Source organism: Haloferula chungangensis, assembly GCF_042664875.1.
Taxonomy (GTDB): Bacteria; Verrucomicrobiota; Verrucomicrobiia; order Verrucomicrobiales; family Akkermansiaceae; genus Haloferula; species Haloferula chungangensis.
In genome coordinates this window covers 107,225-124,345 of the sequence record NZ_JBHTBS010000005.1, presented here as the reverse complement: position 1 = coordinate 124,345, position 17,121 = coordinate 107,225, and the positions used below count along the sequence as shown (strand labels likewise).

Below are 17,121 nucleotides of genomic sequence, written 5' to 3'. Positions count from 1 at the left end.
TCCCATGGCTTCCATGACATGGTAGGGATTAATTCGTTCCGGAAACTTATTTTCGGAGAATTCCAATGATGAGGGAATGTCTGTGATCCAAGCACACCTCCTACTCATGAAAAACCCGATTCCCATTGCTGAGACCCCGTATGGCCATCCGTCTTGCTCCCCACGGCCTGCCTCTTCAAGCGGTCACGAATTGCATTGCCAGTGCTGGATCAACCCGGTTCGGGACAAAACCTCCGGCGCTCCGACGGCCGCCCCTCATCCTCTTTCAATCACCGAGTTTTGGGATGCCCGTCCCAGGGCACTCGAAGCAAGCATGCCTCTCCAGGAAAAAACATAGAACCCAACAACGATAATAACCCAAAAAACCAACACTCCATGAAAAACTCAGATCTGTTAGTCCGCTTGTGGCTGGCATCAATGATCATCCCCAGCATGGCGACCGTCAGTCAGGCTGACTCTCTGGCCGTCGACTTTCGCGAAGGTCGGGCCTCTGCGAATCCGACCGGCCCAGCCAGTACTGAGGATGTCCTCGCAGCATTCACCACCGCAGACTCTAAACTCGATACATCGACCACCGTCGTCGTCAATGTCGGCGATGCCCCGATCAACGCGGGGAACAGTGGGAACAATGGAACCACTTGGAACAATCTCGCCACCGCCAAAGTCTATGGCCCCGAGGGCAATTCCTTCACCGTCCAGACATCCGGATCGGTGAGTGGCTATTCCGCGGGCAACACGTCCTGGAATGACAATGCGGCGATTTCCGAAACCTACTGCTTTGAAGGAAATGCGACCGACATCAATACGCTTACCATCAGCGAATTCAACACCGATGCCGGAGACCTGATCACGCTGACATGCTGGGGAGTCGGAGACAACACCTCACAGGATGCCCGATTCACTGCCAAGTACAGCACGATGCCGGACCAAACCGCCGAAACTCTGTACAATGGTGCCGGTGAAGCACGCAACAGCTCGGTTGGATCCATTCCATGGGTGCAGTTTGTATTCGTATCTGACGGCACCAATACCATTTCCTTCGACTGGCAGCAGTCTGACAACGGGGGAACCGGGGCTTTCAACGGGTTCTCGCTTTCGATAGCACCTGCGGTTTTCGGCGAGGTCACGGAGGCCACTCTGACCGCTCCGGGAGATACCACCTTCCTCGTGGGCGCTCCAAGCACCCAACTCACCGCGACGGCTACCTTCTCTGAGGCAGGCGTTGAGAACGTCACGGCGCTTGGCTCATCAGTCATCAGCTACCAATCGTCAGACACCAATGTTGCCACGGTTTCTGAAACAGGCCTCGTAACTCCCCTCAAACCGGGAACCGCCAGTGTGACTGCCACAGTGCTTGGAGACAACAGCACTCAGGCAACGACCAATGCCATCAGCATCGAGGTGGAAGCACCGACTTCCCTGACGCTCTCGACACCCAACCCGGATTACTATCTCAATCACGGACCGACCAAGGACATCAACATTACCGCATCAAGCAGCAGCCTGACCGATGTTGCGATCGAGGGGTATACCGGATTTTCCTATAGCAGCAGTGACACCAGTGTCGCGGATATCGATCCCTCCACGGGAGTTGTCACCCCATTGAATGCCGGCTCGTCGATCATCACTGCGGCCCTGGCGATTCCCGATTCGGAGGCCTTTACCGTCACGACCGAACTCATCGTCGAAGTTCCGGATTCGCTGACCGCTTCCAGCCCCAGCACCAACCTATTTGTCAATGGAGCCGGGGTCACGGTGACGGCACAGGCAACAAGCGCGAACATCACCACCCCGATCACCCTGAACGGCCTTCCGAGCGTCTACTTTGATTCTGACGACTTCAGTGTCATGGATATCGACTCGATCACCGGCGTAGCCACTCCTGGAATTTACGCAGAACCGAACATCATCTACGTTGAGTTTCCCGGCATCGATACCGTTGAGCTCGAGTTCAATGTCAGTGAAATTCCGGCGAAGCCAACCACCCTGCTGCACCGCTACAGCTTCAATGGAAGCGGATCAGCGACGGCACCAGAAACCACCGTCATCACGGACTCGGTAGGAAGTGCTGATGGAGAAGTGCTGGGAACTGGCGCCGTTTACGATGCGACGGGCAGCAGGCTCGCACTTCCTGGAGGAGCCGACGCCAATGGCGGTGCCTACGTCAATCTTCCCAATGGAATCGTATCCACGATTGAAGACGTTGATACCACAGGCATCACCTTTGAAGTCTGGATGACGATCGATGCGACCACGGCATGGATGCGTGCCTTCGACTTCGGGAACAACACCGCAGGAGAAGGCAACGCCAGCAAGCAGCAGACCTCCACCATTGACCTGATTCCACGACGGGGTGGCGCCGCCGGGCAAGTCTTCACCGAGTTTACCACAAGCCGGGCTTCCTTTGGGACACAGGCTCTTCAAGGCAGCAGCACTTTGGTCACCGGTGCTCTGGCCCATCTCGTGCTGACTCTCGATCCTCAGACCGGAATCCGGAACCTCTATCTGGACGGAGAGAACATCGGCAGCGATACCATCGCCTACGGAAACAACTCGATCGCGGCCGTGGATGACGTGAACAACTGGTTGGGCCGCTCCAATGCTGCCGACAGCCGACTGCAGGGATCCTTCGACGAATTCCGCATCTACTCCGGAATCATGACTCCATCCGAAGTGGTATCCAACTACGCGGCCGGGGCTGACACGATTGTCGTTCCGGTTCCTTTCACGGATTGGAGCACCCTCTATGCCGGAAGTCAGGGCCCGGACGAGGACTTCGACGGCGACGGAGTTCAGAACGGGGTGGAATACTTCATGGGTCAGACCAATGACCCGGTCTTCACGCCGAATCCCCAGATCATCGATGGCGTGATCTCATGGCCGTACTATCCCAGCTTCATCGGAACCTACACCGTTCAAACTTCCTATGATCTGGAATTTTGGACGGACCGGGATTCGACAGTCAATGGATCAGCCATTGAGTACATGACCTCTGCAAACCCTGAGGATCCCTTCGTTCGCCTCAAGGTAACTCCGACGGTCGCTGACTGAGCTTTCAGCCTCCGCTTTCATCCAGCCCCCACCCGGTCACTCGGGTTGGGGGTTTCCTTTTCACAAGCCTATCAATCGCCCGCAACCTTCAGGCGGAAAAAGGCCCGAGGTCCAAGAGGGTAGAGCGAAGGATCCGGTTTCAGCACGACGTCCAGCAGACTTCCGTTCGGTGTCCTCAGCTCCACGTAGGGGATCGATTTGAAGCCCCCCGCATCCAGGCTTGTGCTCATCTGAAGTTCATAGGCATAGCCAGCCTGCGGATCCCATGTGAAGGCGATCTCCGGATCAGGCGCCCCGCCCGAACCACTGGAGAAAACCACTCCCCCGGCGTCGGGCTTGGTCGGATCCGAAGCAAAGCCATGCTCTAACAAATTGGTCATGCCGTCTCCATCGAAGTCGACTCCCTTTCCGACCACCAGTGGATCGTCCTGCTCGGCTGACGTGAAATACTTGTCGAGAAAGTCCTCGTAGCTATCGCGAACGCGAATGACGAAAGGCTTTCCATACCCCGTCAATTCACTGAACCCAGGTCCCGAGTGAAGTCCATCGACACTCAGAAGGAACCGGTCTTCCAGATCACCACCCACACGGAGATGGGGACCAATGACCGGAGCAATGTCACTTAGCGTAAAACTTTCTGCCGTGAATGCCGAATCGGAGATATCCGTAACGGCTTCGAGACCCGTCGCAACGACCTGATCAATGAACCAACCCTTTCCCGATTCGATGCCTGATGAGTAGTTGGCATTTCGCAGGGCTTCGTGAGCATAGCGAAAACGCAATTCAAAGACTCTGCCGACAAGACCGTCGATATTCACCTTCACCTTGTTGAAATTGGCCTCCGCTGTCCCTCCTTGCTGGATCCACATGGTTTGCCAGATCGATCCATCAAACGAGATCTGCAACTCCGCAAACTGCCCGGTCGTCGAAACCCCCATCTTGCTGTTGAACTCGAAGTCTGCCCCTGGACGAGCGTAGTAGCGCTCTGGCAAGGTGAGCGTGACGCTTTGCTCTCTGGCGTCATGAGCGAGCCGATACGAGCTGACCCCATCATTCACCGTCGAGGTCTGTTCGTGGGCAAGGTCATTGCCGGCATGGACCAGCTCCTGAGTTTCATCGTCCTCCGCGCCGAATCGAACTTCTGCGGGAATCGCTTTGGAAATTCTCAGCATCGCAGGGCTGACGTCATGGTCCGTTAGGATGGTAAAAGTGGCGTTCTCGCCTGTGGTGAGCTGCGTCGATCCTGTGACGAGCGGGAGACTCACGATTTGCGCAAGTCCAATGGCCTTCTCGCCGCTGCCAGAGTAGAACACGTAAGTCCTTCCATCCGTATCCTCCAAAACTCCGGGATCCCGCAACTGATGGGTCGGAGTGGTTTCGCCTCCCAGTTCGGAAATATCGAGCGGCAGCGATCCACCTTCCCAATCTTCTTCGGGCCGAATCAACTCCTGACTTGGGAAGTCGCCCTTCCACGACTGATAGTCTGCGGGGAGCTCATCGAAATCGAAGGTCGAGACAAGGATGCGCTCCGGTGAAGCGGCCTTGTTCGTATAGAAAGCGTAAGTGTTTCCTTCCCGCGTCAGGACGCCGAAGTGGCGGGGACGCAGCGGACCGTATCCATCACCCCAATCCACAAATCCCCGGCTTTCATTCTCGTCCGTAAAGGGTTGGGGACCTCGATCCCAGGAACCCGCCAGAGGGTCTCCGGCAGGCGCCTGATAGATATCACCGGTGTTGCTGAATGCGTAATACCGATCCGCCTGTTTGAAGACCCGGAAATAGCTCTCTCCGAGGTTCACAGGCAAAGTCCCATGACCTGATTGCCCGGGGCGGCTGTCCCCACCGGAAGGCATGTTGAAGTTGAGCCCATCAGCAGAGGTTGCGGCCACCGTTCGTTGAGGACCGCTACTGCCATTGACCCGGCCGTGATAGTACATCACGAAGCGCAGATTATCCACATGGTCGCCCTCAATGAAAACCTGGGGAGAAGCGATGTGGCCATCCACGGTCAGGCCTCTTCCCGTATCGATTTCATCATCGGCCCCGAGGCTCAGGACGCCCCGGTTCCCGATCGAGGAATACAAGCGTTCATCCATCCGGTAGCCGGTCCAAGGGCCCTCCAGATCCGCAGCCCAGGCCATTCGGATGTAATTTCCACTATGGTCGGCAAAGTAGAGATAATATTCCGCCGCAGGATCGACCCGCTGGCTTGAAGGCAGCCACGAAGGCAGCCTGACACAGCACGCTCCATTCAGATTGTCCGAATTGCTCGAGCCAGCCCCCTGAGCCAAACTCCAGGACTCGTCGAGGATCGGCAGCTTGTGATTCATCCGTCGTGCATGGAATTGCAGACCACCGTTGACCTGACCCAATTTGTCGGGGACCTCCACCGGGGGAACCCCCGTTTCCGCAAACGCTTGAGGATCGAGTCCGGCGTTAGACGAAACCGCACTCCAATTTGCGGAATCGAGAACCAACTTCGAAAAGTTCGCCACAGGTGACCCCGTCCGCGCGGCGGAATATTCGAGTGCCATCTGACTCCCGAAGGAAAGGTTCCCACCCATCCCATTGAGGTTCCCGGGAAGGCTTGATTCCCCAGGTTCCCCCCACGTCGGGCCACCTTCGAAGTCCAGACCGAAGATCAAGTCACCTTCAAAGTAGTTGTTCCCTCCATCCTCAAGGACCGAACCGTAGGCGATGAACAACTGCTCCCCTTCGTCATCGAGGTCAAAGCCACCACTGACACTCCCTACATTGGCTTGGGGACTGGAATCGGCCATATCACTGATGACAACCACGGTTCCCGCAGGCAGATCGATGCCTTCGTTGTTCGTCCAGGTCATCATTTCCAGGTTGGCATAATGCCCCCCTTCGATTCCGCTCCCTGTCCCGTCACCCGCACCATCATAGTCCGCATCAAGCAGCAGGAATGATTCACCATTCGGAATATCAACCCACGAGACAAAGCTCACGGAATCTGGTTCGTTCGCATTCCAGCCGAGAATCATCAAGTCACCCGGCGCATAGACAGCCTGTGCTCCATCGACAAACGCTTCGTCATTCAGCGACGAGCCCGCAGGGCTCCCCCAACTTCCGGTGTTCATCACGTCCTCGCGGTAAGCCGGGATGGCCTTACCAGATCTAGAGCCGGTGAATTCCTTCGATAGATCCCCATCAAAGAACAGGTTGCCAAACGGACCACTGATGGCACCCGGCAGATCTGACTCGCTTCCTCCATCCCATCCAGAGCCGCTCGACGCATCGTAATCGAGACCAAAGAGCACAGAGCCTATCAGGTGGTCATTCCCATTGAAGGTGCCTTGGATGAGGAAAATGTGCTCTCCCGCATTGGTAAGTTGGAGATTTCCCGACGCCGAGCCGAGGGATGCGGCATCCGTGCTGACCACAATGACCGTGCCAGCAGCAATCGGCGACCCGGTATCATTCTCCCAGATGAGCCACGAATTCTTCGAAGCATAGGTGCCACCACCACTTCCTTCCCCACTCCCGTCGCCTCCTCGTTCATACCGTCGGTCGGTGACCGTAATTTCCTCACCCTCGGGAATCTCGACCCACGCAACGAATGCCACCGCATCCGTGCCACTCGAATTGTAACCCACGACAGCGACGTCGCCGACTTCCAATGCAGCGCACTGCAAAGTCACCGCAAGCAGCGCGCTCGCGGATATGATGGAGATTTTCATAGACTATTTGAGCCAGCCAGGGATCGAGCCGCTGGCTTTCCAGTCGTCTACTCTCCGATCCAGTTTGTCGGGTTTCCACTCCTTGGTACCGGCGGGAAGCACTTCCTTCTTTGGAAGCCACTTCTTGTGTTCCTCGATTACTGAAGCGAACTCGGGATTCGCCGCGAGATTGACATGCTCACCGGGATCATTGCGGTGATCGTAGAGTTCCTCGCTACCATCACGATACCTGATGTAGCGCCAATCATTGCTACGAATCGCGTGATTCCCGTAGTACCACGTATTCAGCACAGGCCTACTGCGCTTCGATGCGGGGTCCTTGATCAAGGGAAGCAGACTTTCACCTTCCAGCTTCGGTGCCTTTGGCAGGTCGCACAAGTCAACGAGGGTCGGGTAGACATCGAGCAGGCTAACAACCTCATCACACTTCGCAGCCCGTGAGCCCGGTGCCTTGAAAAACAGCGGCACTCGCGTCGCCTCTTCCCAGAGCGACTGCTTTCTCCAGTGATTCTTTTCTCCCAGATGCTGGCCATGGTCCGACCAGAGGACGACGATGGTATTGTCCGCGTAAGGGCTTTTCTCCAATGCCGAGATCACCTTCCCGATCTCGGCATCGACGAAGGAAACGCAGGCAAGATAGCCATGAACCAACTCCTTCCAGTAGCGGTCGCTCAAATTGACCACCGCAAAATGATCTCCGCCCTTGATCGTTCCATAAGCGATGGATTTTCCCATCAAGGGAATGTCCGACATTTCCTTCTCGGGAACCTTGGGAACCTCAATCTTGGCGGGATCATAGAGATCGAAGAACTCACGGGGTGCCGTGAAGGGCACATGGGGACGGACAAATCCCACCGCGAGGAAAAACGGCTTCTCATGCTCTTCATTCAGCTTCTCAATCGCCCACTCGGAAATGATTTCATCGAACATCTTTCCATCCGGCATGTCCTCGCGATCGAGCGGTCCCGCACAGAGTGAGTTCCCGTCCGAATGTGACTTTCCATAGTGATTGCTGATCTGGCTCCCCTCTTTCGGAAAGGGATAGAAGTGCTTTCCCCCATAACCGCCACCCCGCTTCAGAAGCTCACCCTTCACCTTGTACTTCGGACCGGTCTCATCCCAGAAATCAGCTGTCTTGTCGCCATAATCGGACACGCCCTGATGGAACACCTTGCCAACCGCCATGGTCCGGTAGCCATCGTCCTTGAAGTGCTGCGGCAGCATCTTGTGATCACCCATCACCCGGTCATAACTCTTCCTCATCGCCGTTGTGGATCCATACCAGCCCGACGAGCTCGGATGAATGCCACTGAGCAGCGAGTTGCGGGAGGCATTGCAAACCGCCTGGGAACAATGGGCATTGGTGAAAAGCGTCCCTTGTGCAAAAAGTCGATCCATATGCGGGGTTTTCGCCTGGCAGTTTCCACCCAGCGCCCCCTCCCAATCATTCAAATCATCGACTGAAATGAACAACACGTTCGGCCGATCCGTTTTGACCTTTCCCACTTCCCTCACCGGCTTGTTCAGGCTCTTGTTGAAGAACTCAATGACTTCTCCGGTTAGATCGAAGTCCTTCGTCCTCAGAGGCCATGCGTGTCCGGCCCCCTTGATCATCCGCAGTGTGCTATCCACTCCTGCCGCTTGCAGGACGTCATGAAGCTCCTTCGATTGATCGCGATCAACCACCTCATCCGCCGTGCCGTGATAGATCAGGGTCGGCGGGGAATTCTTGTCGACGTGATTGACGGGTGAAGCAAGCCGCCACTTTTCGGGCATCTCTTCGCGGGACTCTGGAAACAGCCGGTGACCCTTGAGCACCTCGTTCGGCGTTCCGTCCTTCTCCGTTTCCCTGCGGGTCAGAAGATTCGTGATGCCATACATATCCACGCAGGCGCCGACCTTGTCGGAGACACCCGGGTAGGGTTGCTTCGGAGACAAGCGCTCATCATCACCCGTGTAGGCCACCATCAGTGCCAGATGCCCACCTGCCGATCCACCGATCACACCAATTCGTTCGGGGTCCACTCCCAGCTTGTCTGCATTCACCCGCAACCAGCGCACGGCATTCTTGCAATCATGCAGATTGTTCGGCCAGCGCTTTCCCGCCTTCAGTTCATAATTGATGCTGATGCACAGGTAGCCGGCCTTCGCCAAGCTTGTGCCGGTCACATACTCCCGCACACGCCCTTTGTCACCATTGACCCATCCGCCGCCATGGATGATTACCACAGCTGGCAGCTTGCTCCCATCGGGACGCTCGCTCGGTTCATAGAGATCCAACTTTTCCTCCCGGCCAGGTGCGAGAAACGAGACATCCCGACGGATGGAAACACCCGGCGGCGCCTCGCTCGGCGCCTCTTTACCATCCAACCGAAAAAGTGAAACCAAACAGATGACGGCTAGAGCCGCTGAAGTAATGTTCATTTGCAAGAGGGTGATAAACCGAGGAACTCGCTCAATCAGATGCCTGATTCCTATCAAAGTGGCGGACGATTCCAAGAGTTCGCAGGTTCAGTTCCTTCATCGAGTTCAGAAGAGGCTCATAGGGCTTGTAATGGCTGGTTACGATGCCCTTGTTCGAGTCCCGGTTCGAAGGATCCACCCCCTTTTGATCCGGATCGTTGTCGGAATAGCGGAACCAATGCCACCCAATGCAGGATTTGGATTCAAGAAGGCCCAGGGTGAAGTTCTGATAGAAAGCCGCCCGGTCCGCCTGGGTCTTGACCAGCCAGCCGACTCCTCCCGTATTTGTCAGACCGCTGTCCATCGCCTTCGCATACCACTCGGAGATGATAATCGGCTTTCCGGAACTCTTCGACCACGAGGCCAGGCGGTCCTGGTCGGGACTCCACGCATGATAATAATTCACGCTAATCACATCAATGTGTCGGCCCGCGGCCTCGAAGAGCTCAGGAATCCGTAGTGCCCGGCCGTGAAAACGGGAACCGAGAATCAGGTGGTTCGGATCATACTTACGAATCGCCCTGCTCACGATGGAAAAATAGGTATCTGCCGCATGGCCCACGAACTCGGCTCGATCGCGCTTCGTGATGTCGCTTTTTTCTGCCTTGGCACCATGGCGCTCACGGAGCCACCTCCAGGCCTCCACATACCCCGCCTCGTTCTCCGGAAGTTCCAGGTAGCGTTCGAGCATCTCGATGCTCCACGGAAGCTCATTGTCGGTAAAGTGGCCCAACAGCCACGGGTCCTCCTTGCTGGCCTTCAGCGCCTTCGCCCTTTCATCGCAAAACGCCGCAAATTCGGGGTCGAAAATGAAGGGACAACCGTTGGTATATTTCGTGTGACCACTCCCCTGCGACGTGCCTCTTCGGGACCTGCCATAACTCGACATGAAGTTCCAGAGCTTGGTGTAGACCAGACCGGTTGAAGCAGGTTGAAGAACCTTTTCATCACACCAGGCGCCCAGACCATTGAAGCCGTTGTCCTTGAGCAGCTCGCTCGTGGACTCCGCCCAACTTTCCCGAGAGCCGAACTGCCTGATCAGACTCTCACCCGCCGCTTTCGTGCGCGTCTCGTTGACGGATGTTACTCCACGGTGGACAAACAGGTAACCATCGGGATCCACCAACCACCAGCGCCCCTCAAGCTTGCTGGTGCGAAAGAATCCGCTCGGTGTTCCCGACTTCACCTGAGTCCCCCCGAATCGGCTTCCCTTCTCATCAACCGGGATGGCCGGCAAATCCGCCAGTGTTCTTGTTTTCTTATCAGTCCAAGGACGGTCAGGGGCCGAAGCCACCTTGACACTCGATGGAAGGGACATCAGGGCGACCTCAGCTGCCGGTGCCGGTTCCCTGCCCAGGGCAAGAAAACCCAGCACTCCGGCACAGGCCCATGCCGACAGAGGCAGGCGACTCAGACCATGATGTCGACGGGATAAGGAACCTGACGCATCAGGAAACTCCGATGGGAAGCACTTGGACATTGAGGACTAGTAGGGTTCGTTGTCCTTGTTCAGCTTCCCTGCATGACCATCGAGGAAGATCGCGAGGCGATAGTTACCATGGGACATATCAACGGGGATCTCGCTCTTCCATTCAGGATTCCCGACATCAGGATGCTGTTGATCCAGATCGCTGAGGATCCAGGTCCGGGCGATATTCACTTTGGAAAAAACCGCACTCATCTTCTTAGGTTCGCGATCACTCCCGGCCCGCAAGGGATGCCCAAAGGGCTTGTAGGTTTCTTCCTCCTCGTTTCCCACCGGAACGGTTTCCCTGAGATAGGCACAAGGCGCATCACGACTCGCCGCACTCTTTTGCCAAGAGTAAGACATCGCCTCCAGAAAATCGTCCCTTTCCAGGTTCTCATAACCCAGATAGGGAGCGATATAATAGCTCAGCCGCCCAGTCGATTGAGGTCCATAAGTTGCCTTAACCCCGGTATTCGCCGGACCAGGCATGAAGCCGTTGTTGTCGGCCGCATACAGCGGAAAGGTCTGGAAGATCTGACGCATGGTCGCCATATCTTTGACACTGTTGGCATTGCGGATCGCCTTCCGACTCAAAGCGAATGCCAGCGCGGCAAGAACCGACACAATGACAATCGTCACCATGAGCTCCACCAGAGTAAAGCCCCCTCGATTTCTTCCAGGTAAGTTCTTTTTCATGGTGTGAATCAATTGGGATGATTGATGGAAAACCCATCGGACGGGACGCCCGATCAATCAGCAGAGACCTGAATGAAAAGCTTGTCATTACCCAGCAACTCCGCAGGAACGGCAATGGTCATGACTTCGACAGGGTCGCCACCATCCGTCGTCGGCGTCGGCGCCGCTGGCGTGAACGATGTCCACTCCGAAAGATCGGTGGAGTAGCTATAGCTGTAGGTGAGCCCCGTGAGTGATTGCGTACGGCGGGTGTAGCTGAAAATGCCAGTGCCCTGATCGAGTTGCGTCACGTAGGGACTGACCGAGCTTCCGCTGGTAGGATTCAGACCGAAGGCATATTCGTCTTCGTTGGAAACGCCGTCGTTGTCATCATCATCCGTCGGTCCACCGACGAGTCCGAACGAAGCCGCCCAGGTGCCGTAATCTTCTCCGCTGGGACCGGAAGTCACGACGAGCCAACCGTCACCACTGAAGTGGGCATCATCGACGTTGTCCAAAGTGGTCCCGGTGACACTGGAGCTTCCATAGGTGCCGGCAGCAACCTGCACGCCGTCAATGAAGAGAGTATCAACGACATCTCCCGAGCCGTGGGGAAGATCAAGCACACCCGTCGTGGAGGCGGTGCCAATTGAGACCGAAGAGGTATCCGCGAGGTAATCGATCAAGAGACTGAGGGTTCCTTCTTCCACCGTCGTCGCCCCGGTATAGCTATTGTCTCCGGTGAGTTCCCAAGTCGTCGTGCCAGTCTTAGTCAGGCTGACCACGGAATAGGCTCCGTCTTCATTCACGGGTCCGTCGGTGAGATCCAGGCCCATCTCGTTGATCTTGGATACCGATCCACCCAGCGTGAGGGTGCGGGCAGTCACGCCCGTGCCCTGTCCAATCACCGCGCTCGCATAGAAAGCCAGGGATCCTTCGCCGTCAGCGGAGAGGACACCGCCTCCTCCACCAAGGAAGAAATTGCGATCCGTCTGGGCGTCGTCGGCCCCAATGTAGGAAAGCCCACCACCACGGAACTGAAGGGAATCTGCCTCAATCGTGCCGAATCCCATACTGCTTGCCGAGCCAACATCCCCAATGACCGAAGCCTGGAGGGTTCCCCCGGTGATCGTTGTCGGGCCCGTGTATTCATTGGCTCCATCGAGCGCGACCGAGGAAGTCGCAGCCCCATTCAGAGCAACCGCGCCTTCTCCCAGAATGAGGTTTGGCACGACAAGCGCATCGCTGCGGCTGAACTGGAGGGTCGCACCAAGCGCGACCGTCACGTCGCCTCCGCCAAGGGTGCCGCTCGTCGATTCAGTCCCGCCACCCACGCGAAGGATGCCTTCGGAAACCGTGGTGGTGCCCAGGTAGGTATTGTCTGCCTCGAGAAACACATTTCCCGGACCCTCCTTGATGAGGTTGCCCGGTCCGCTGATAACCTGCTCAAAGGTCACTGAGCTCCCATTGGTGTTATCGGGTCTGGCTTCTGCAGTAAGGTCTGCAGAGAGAACCACCGGCACATTGACCGTGTTATGTCCTGAGTTGAAATCACCGCGAAGTCGCGACGTCGACTCCAGGGACTCAATGCTTCCAGTGCCCTGGAAGTTCACTCCATGAAGGTTGAACTGCGAACCCGTCAAGGTCATGAGACCGTTGAGCACATTCGTGCCGCTTGGATTGGACAACTGAACTTCAACACTCCCTTCGAAATGCAAGGTGCCCTCCTCAACCTGAAGATCGACCGGTGCGGGATCGGTTGCCACCACGCCGGTAACCGCCATCTCTCCTTCACCTGCTTTGGCGAACCTTGCTCCTGCTCCACTTGAAGTCACCTCCCCCAGTGTTAGAAAGGCATCGGTGTTGACCCGGAAGGTTCCTCCCGTGTCCTCGAGGCTTGTGGCTCCCGTGTTGGTGAAGGCTCCCGAAGTCGTATCGTTGATAACGAGTTCGGAGCCAGCGCCTCCGCTAAGACTCAGACCGGACGTGGTGAAGCCGCCTCCATCTTCAATCTGAATGATTCCTTCGGAAATCGCCACGAGGGAGGCGGCGACCTCCACCTGATTGTTGATCGCGAGGGTGCCTGCACCCGATTTGGTGAAGGTCTCCGTTGTCAGGTCTCCCCCCGAGAAACTAACGCTATCCGCGGCGCTGACCGTCACGAACCCGGAGGTGATGCCCGCCCCGTCTACGGCAATCGCTGCTGCCTGGTCGATCGTCACATTGTCGCCGGTCTTGAACGCGATCGGTGCATCGCCATTATCCGTATCTGCCCAGTTTGTCAGGCTGGTATTCCATGCATTGCCGCCGGTACCCGTCCACTTCAGGTTCGCACCCGTTGGGGGTGCCGGAACGGCCGAAACCGTGAGGTAGTCCAGGCGCACTTCCACATCATTGGTTCCATTGTCTACCGCGGTCATCGCAATTTTCACTTCCGTTCCAGCGGGAAGCAATGTTTTCCCCAAATCATATGGCATCACAGTCATCACCTGATCATTGGCAAACACTGAGGAACTGAGCGTCATTTCAGAACCTTCTCCCCAGCCGGCGAAGCGAATTGCGTCCAATGTGACATCGACATCAAACTTGAAGGTCCAGGATTCACCCGGATTGAAGTCACGACCATCGTTCCCGTAATTTCCGACATTTAGCTCAGACTGCACTCCCAGATCGTCACTACTGTTGCTGAACGTCTTATTGTCCGAACCAGCCTCGCCTGAGGAGGTCAGCAGTCCGTTCTGACCCTGAATCTCGACGGTTTCAAGAGTCACATCGATCGCCACGGAAGCGTCATTGACCTTCATGAATCCGCCGATCCCGCCGCCATCCAGCGTGTTATCCGCGGTAACACCGTTGAAATTGTTGAAGGTCGCCTCCGCCTGCAAATGACTTGGATTAAGGGCCAAAGACAAGGCAACTGCAGCGCCTAGGGTGCACGAGGATTGAGGAAGCAATAGAGGTTTCAGCTTGGGTTTCATGAATGGGTTGAAATGGGTTGGGTTGGGTATCTAAACGATAGTCCTCTTTACTATGAGGTTTCGAGATCTCTGTCACCTCACGAGAATTCGTGAGGTGACCATCACGCTGAATCTTGGAATGGAAATGATGAGCTGCGGAAAAGTCGTGAGCGGCCTCAAGGCGATTCTTCCTCCACCCTCGCCCACATGAATCCGAGACTTCCTGCAGGCAGACCCTGAGAAGCATCCAGACGGAACGATCGGTACTCCCATCCACTCGGAGGCGGAGGAAGCGATCCCGTTACAGGTGCCGTCTCCGAAACTTTGCTGCTGAAGTTTGTCAGATTGAATGATCCGGCCACCGAATAGACCAAGCCGTCCACGGTCGCGGTCTGCTCGCCCGAGGCGCCCGCACCAAAGTTCGGACTTCCACCGAGATTGCGCACCGCAAGGGTCAACACCAACTCCTTCAAGCGATCTCCATCCGCATCCGTCAGCGTGCTGAAGACGGCTCCAGAGTCGCTGCCACTGGTCGGATTGCCATTGAGCGCAAACTCGAGGAGATTCTCCACCCCGTCCTTATCAGGGTCTCCGTCCGGCAGCGCATTCACTCCCGTCAGTGACGGGTAGTTCGTCGAGATCCAGTCCATGAATGCCGTGAGCTCCCGGGCGACCGTCAGGCTCATGATTCGTGGTCCATCCGTCCCCTGCGCACCCGTGTGGCTGAAGCGGATGCTCACCCGAGTGCCGGCCGGCACAAAGGCGCGCCCCAAGTCATTCAGCCCATTCAGCGCACCGCTGAGAACGATATCCGGAAATCCCTCTGACGAGAGGGTCAGCGTTCCTCCGGCGTTCATTTCTAACAAATCGATGCTTTCCAAATGGACATTGGTGTCGAATTGGAACTCCCAGCCTTCATCCGACTCGAAGTTTTTCGCGGTATCCGCAACGGCCGAATTGATCCCCAGACCGCCAGGCGCTCCGATATTCGTCACATTCTTCGTCCCATCGGATGCCCGGCTGCCATCCAGACCAATCACATCTCGCGTCGTGATCGTGATTCCTCCAACGGTCATGTTGCCATTGATTCCCACCGCATCGAGAGGCGACCCATCGACGAACTCGAACACTCTGCTGGAACCTGTATCCTCAGGAAAGGGCGACATGACCCGAAGCTTGGCCAACGAGTCCGCATACTCTTCGTGGTCCACCAGATTGGTCCACTCATCGGGATCTTCCGAATGGTCGTAGAGCTCCTGGGATCCATCGGCATAGCCGATGTACCTGAGATCCCCGTACTGCACGGATTTTGTGCCACCCTTGTAGGTAAATGCCGGGAAATCCCAAGGGCTTGCAGGACTCTCCAGCAGTGGCCTGAGGCTTCGGCCCCGCAGTTTCTCGTTTGGAGGCAGTTCGCAAAGGTCGAGCAAGGTCGGATAGATATCTAACAGACTTACCACTCGTCCGCACTCCGCATTGGTGCCCATCCCCGGGGCCTTGATGATGAGCGGGGTCACTCCCGAGCGATCCCACAGCGTGTGCTTCTGAAAGGTATTCTTTTCACCCATGTGGTATCCGTGGTCTCCCCATAGCACCACGATCGTATTCGAAGCATAAGGACTGCTCTCCAAGGCATCGAGCACCTCACCGATCTTGGTATCGACGTAGCTCACATTTGCCAGATACGCATGGACCATGTTTCTCCATTGATCATTCTCGATCGCCCATTCGGTTCTCGGATACCCGTCGTTGATGTTATCGAGCCCAGCGGACGGAATGTCGTCGAAATCCTCAGGATGGTAAGCAGGCAGGGTCAATTCTGCCGGATCATACATGTCGAAGTATTTCTGAGGAGCGTACCAGGGAACGTGAGGATGGAGGAATCCAACCATGAGCATGAACGGCTCATCATGGCTCTCCTGCAATCGTGCCACCGCCCACTCGGCAGACTTCGAGTCGCTCATGTCGGCCTCGGTGCCCGCCCCCTTGTCTCCCACATAGAGTCCCCAATCGGTGAGCGTTGCCGCCGTATCCGGGTTCAAATCGGGCGGCCAGTTGCTTCGCACTCTCGTCCCGGAGGCATTCTCGTTGAAATCCCAGCTGTCCCGACCTCCCGACAGATCCACGCTGCCTGAGGGCACATGATTGTGAAGAATCTTGCCCACCGCCATGGTCTTATAGCCATGGTTCCCCATGTAGGTGTGCAGCAAAGACGATCCCATGGCCTCGATCCGCTCCTCAACTTCGCTGTCACTGGGTTGGGTCTTGCTCGCATTGAGCTCCGCAAAGTAGACCCCGCTCATCAGGCTGGCCCGCGAGGGACCACACAGCGGATAGGAACAGTAGGCGCGCGAAAAATGAACTCCCCCGCTGGCCAAAGCGTCCATATTGGGAGTGATCGCGTCCGGATGCCCGGCAAAGCCGGTCCAGTTGTTCAGATCATCCACCGCGATGAAGATCACATTCGGCTTGTCGGCAGCGTGAAGCCCTCCCCAGGCGAAAGCGAGCACCAGTCCTGTTAGGCACCCTGTGGCAAATGCCTTCATCCGTCGGCCGATCCCGGAAATGGTCCCGTCCTTCCTGTTGATTCCAACGACCTTGTCCAACCTCATCCAATGATCATTCATTTTACTTTTTCCTCGTTCAGCGCTTAGCCGAAGACGGAGCGCCGCCGGGCCTCTCAGGCAGGGGTTCTAGCGACGGAAACTGCAGCGAATGCAGGATCAACCTAAACGGGTAGTGTCGTAGCGTGGGTGCAGCTCGACTCACTGTCACCTCACGAGAATACGTGAGGGCGTCCTGA

Annotated in this window: 7 protein-coding genes; 1 reads left to right on the top strand and 6 read right to left on the bottom strand. The window is 56.5% G+C overall.

The window, feature by feature from the left end; translation table 11 throughout:
* Positions 1 to 375 precede the first annotated feature (375 nt).
* Complete coding sequence (locus ACFQY0_RS11410; protein ID WP_379712418.1) at positions 376 to 3,051, top strand: LamG-like jellyroll fold domain-containing protein; 2,676 nt, start codon at positions 376 to 378, stop codon at positions 3,049 to 3,051.
* A gap of 71 nt (positions 3,052 to 3,122) precedes the next feature.
* Here ACFQY0_RS11410 and ACFQY0_RS11405 read toward each other — a convergent pair whose 3' ends face one another.
* The 6 genes from ACFQY0_RS11405 to ACFQY0_RS11380 all read right to left on the bottom strand — a co-directional run bounded on the left by ACFQY0_RS11405 (position 3,123) and on the right by ACFQY0_RS11380 (position 16,945).
* The gene (locus ACFQY0_RS11405) at positions 3,123 to 6,755 is read right to left on the bottom strand and encodes a hypothetical protein (RefSeq protein WP_379712416.1); all 3,633 of its coding nucleotides are present in this window, start codon (positions 6,753 to 6,755) and stop codon (positions 3,123 to 3,125) included.
* A 3-nt stretch (positions 6,756 to 6,758) separates the two neighbouring features.
* Positions 6,759 to 9,179 carry a sulfatase-like hydrolase/transferase gene (locus ACFQY0_RS11400; protein ID WP_379712414.1) on the bottom strand — a complete coding sequence of 807 codons (2,421 nt, stop codon included), beginning with the start codon at positions 9,177 to 9,179 and terminating at the stop codon, positions 6,759 to 6,761.
* Positions 9,180 to 9,210: 31 nt separating this feature from the next.
* A complete protein-coding gene (locus ACFQY0_RS11395) occupies positions 9,211 to 10,698 on the bottom strand; it encodes a glycoside hydrolase family 5 protein (RefSeq protein ID WP_379712412.1) in 1,488 nt (495 codons plus the stop codon).
* 6 nt (positions 10,699 to 10,704) lie between these two features.
* Positions 10,705 to 11,394 carry a type II secretion system protein gene (locus tag ACFQY0_RS11390; protein WP_379712410.1) on the bottom strand — a complete coding sequence of 230 codons (690 nt, stop codon included), beginning with the start codon at positions 11,392 to 11,394 and terminating at the stop codon, positions 10,705 to 10,707.
* 41 nt (positions 11,395 to 11,435) lie between these two features.
* Positions 11,436 to 14,339: an autotransporter-associated beta strand repeat-containing protein gene (locus ACFQY0_RS11385; protein ID WP_379712408.1), complete on the bottom strand. Its 2,904-nt coding sequence runs from the start codon at positions 14,337 to 14,339 to the stop codon at positions 11,436 to 11,438.
* A gap of 155 nt (positions 14,340 to 14,494) precedes the next feature.
* Positions 14,495 to 16,945: a sulfatase gene (locus ACFQY0_RS11380; protein ID WP_379712406.1), complete on the bottom strand. Its 2,451-nt coding sequence runs from the start codon at positions 16,943 to 16,945 to the stop codon at positions 14,495 to 14,497.
* Positions 16,946 to 17,121 lie beyond the last annotated feature (176 nt).

Excerpts from the sequence above, each read along its gene's own strand:
- ACFQY0_RS11410 (WP_379712418.1), top strand. The coding sequence starts at position 376 with ATGAAAAACTCAGATCTGTTAGTCCGCTTGTGGCTGGCATCAATGATC.
- ACFQY0_RS11405 (WP_379712416.1), bottom strand. The coding sequence starts at position 6,755 with ATGAAAATCTCCATCATATCCGCGAGCGCGCTGCTTGCGGTGACTTTG.
- ACFQY0_RS11400 (WP_379712414.1), bottom strand. The coding sequence starts at position 9,179 with ATGAACATTACTTCAGCGGCTCTAGCCGTCATCTGTTTGGTTTCACTT.
- ACFQY0_RS11395 (WP_379712412.1), bottom strand. The coding sequence starts at position 10,698 with ATGTCCAAGTGCTTCCCATCGGAGTTTCCTGATGCGTCAGGTTCCTTA.
- ACFQY0_RS11385 (WP_379712408.1), bottom strand. The coding sequence starts at position 14,339 with ATGAAACCCAAGCTGAAACCTCTATTGCTTCCTCAATCCTCGTGCACC.
- ACFQY0_RS11380 (WP_379712406.1), bottom strand. The coding sequence starts at position 16,945 with ATGAATGATCATTGGATGAGGTTGGACAAGGTCGTTGGAATCAACAGG.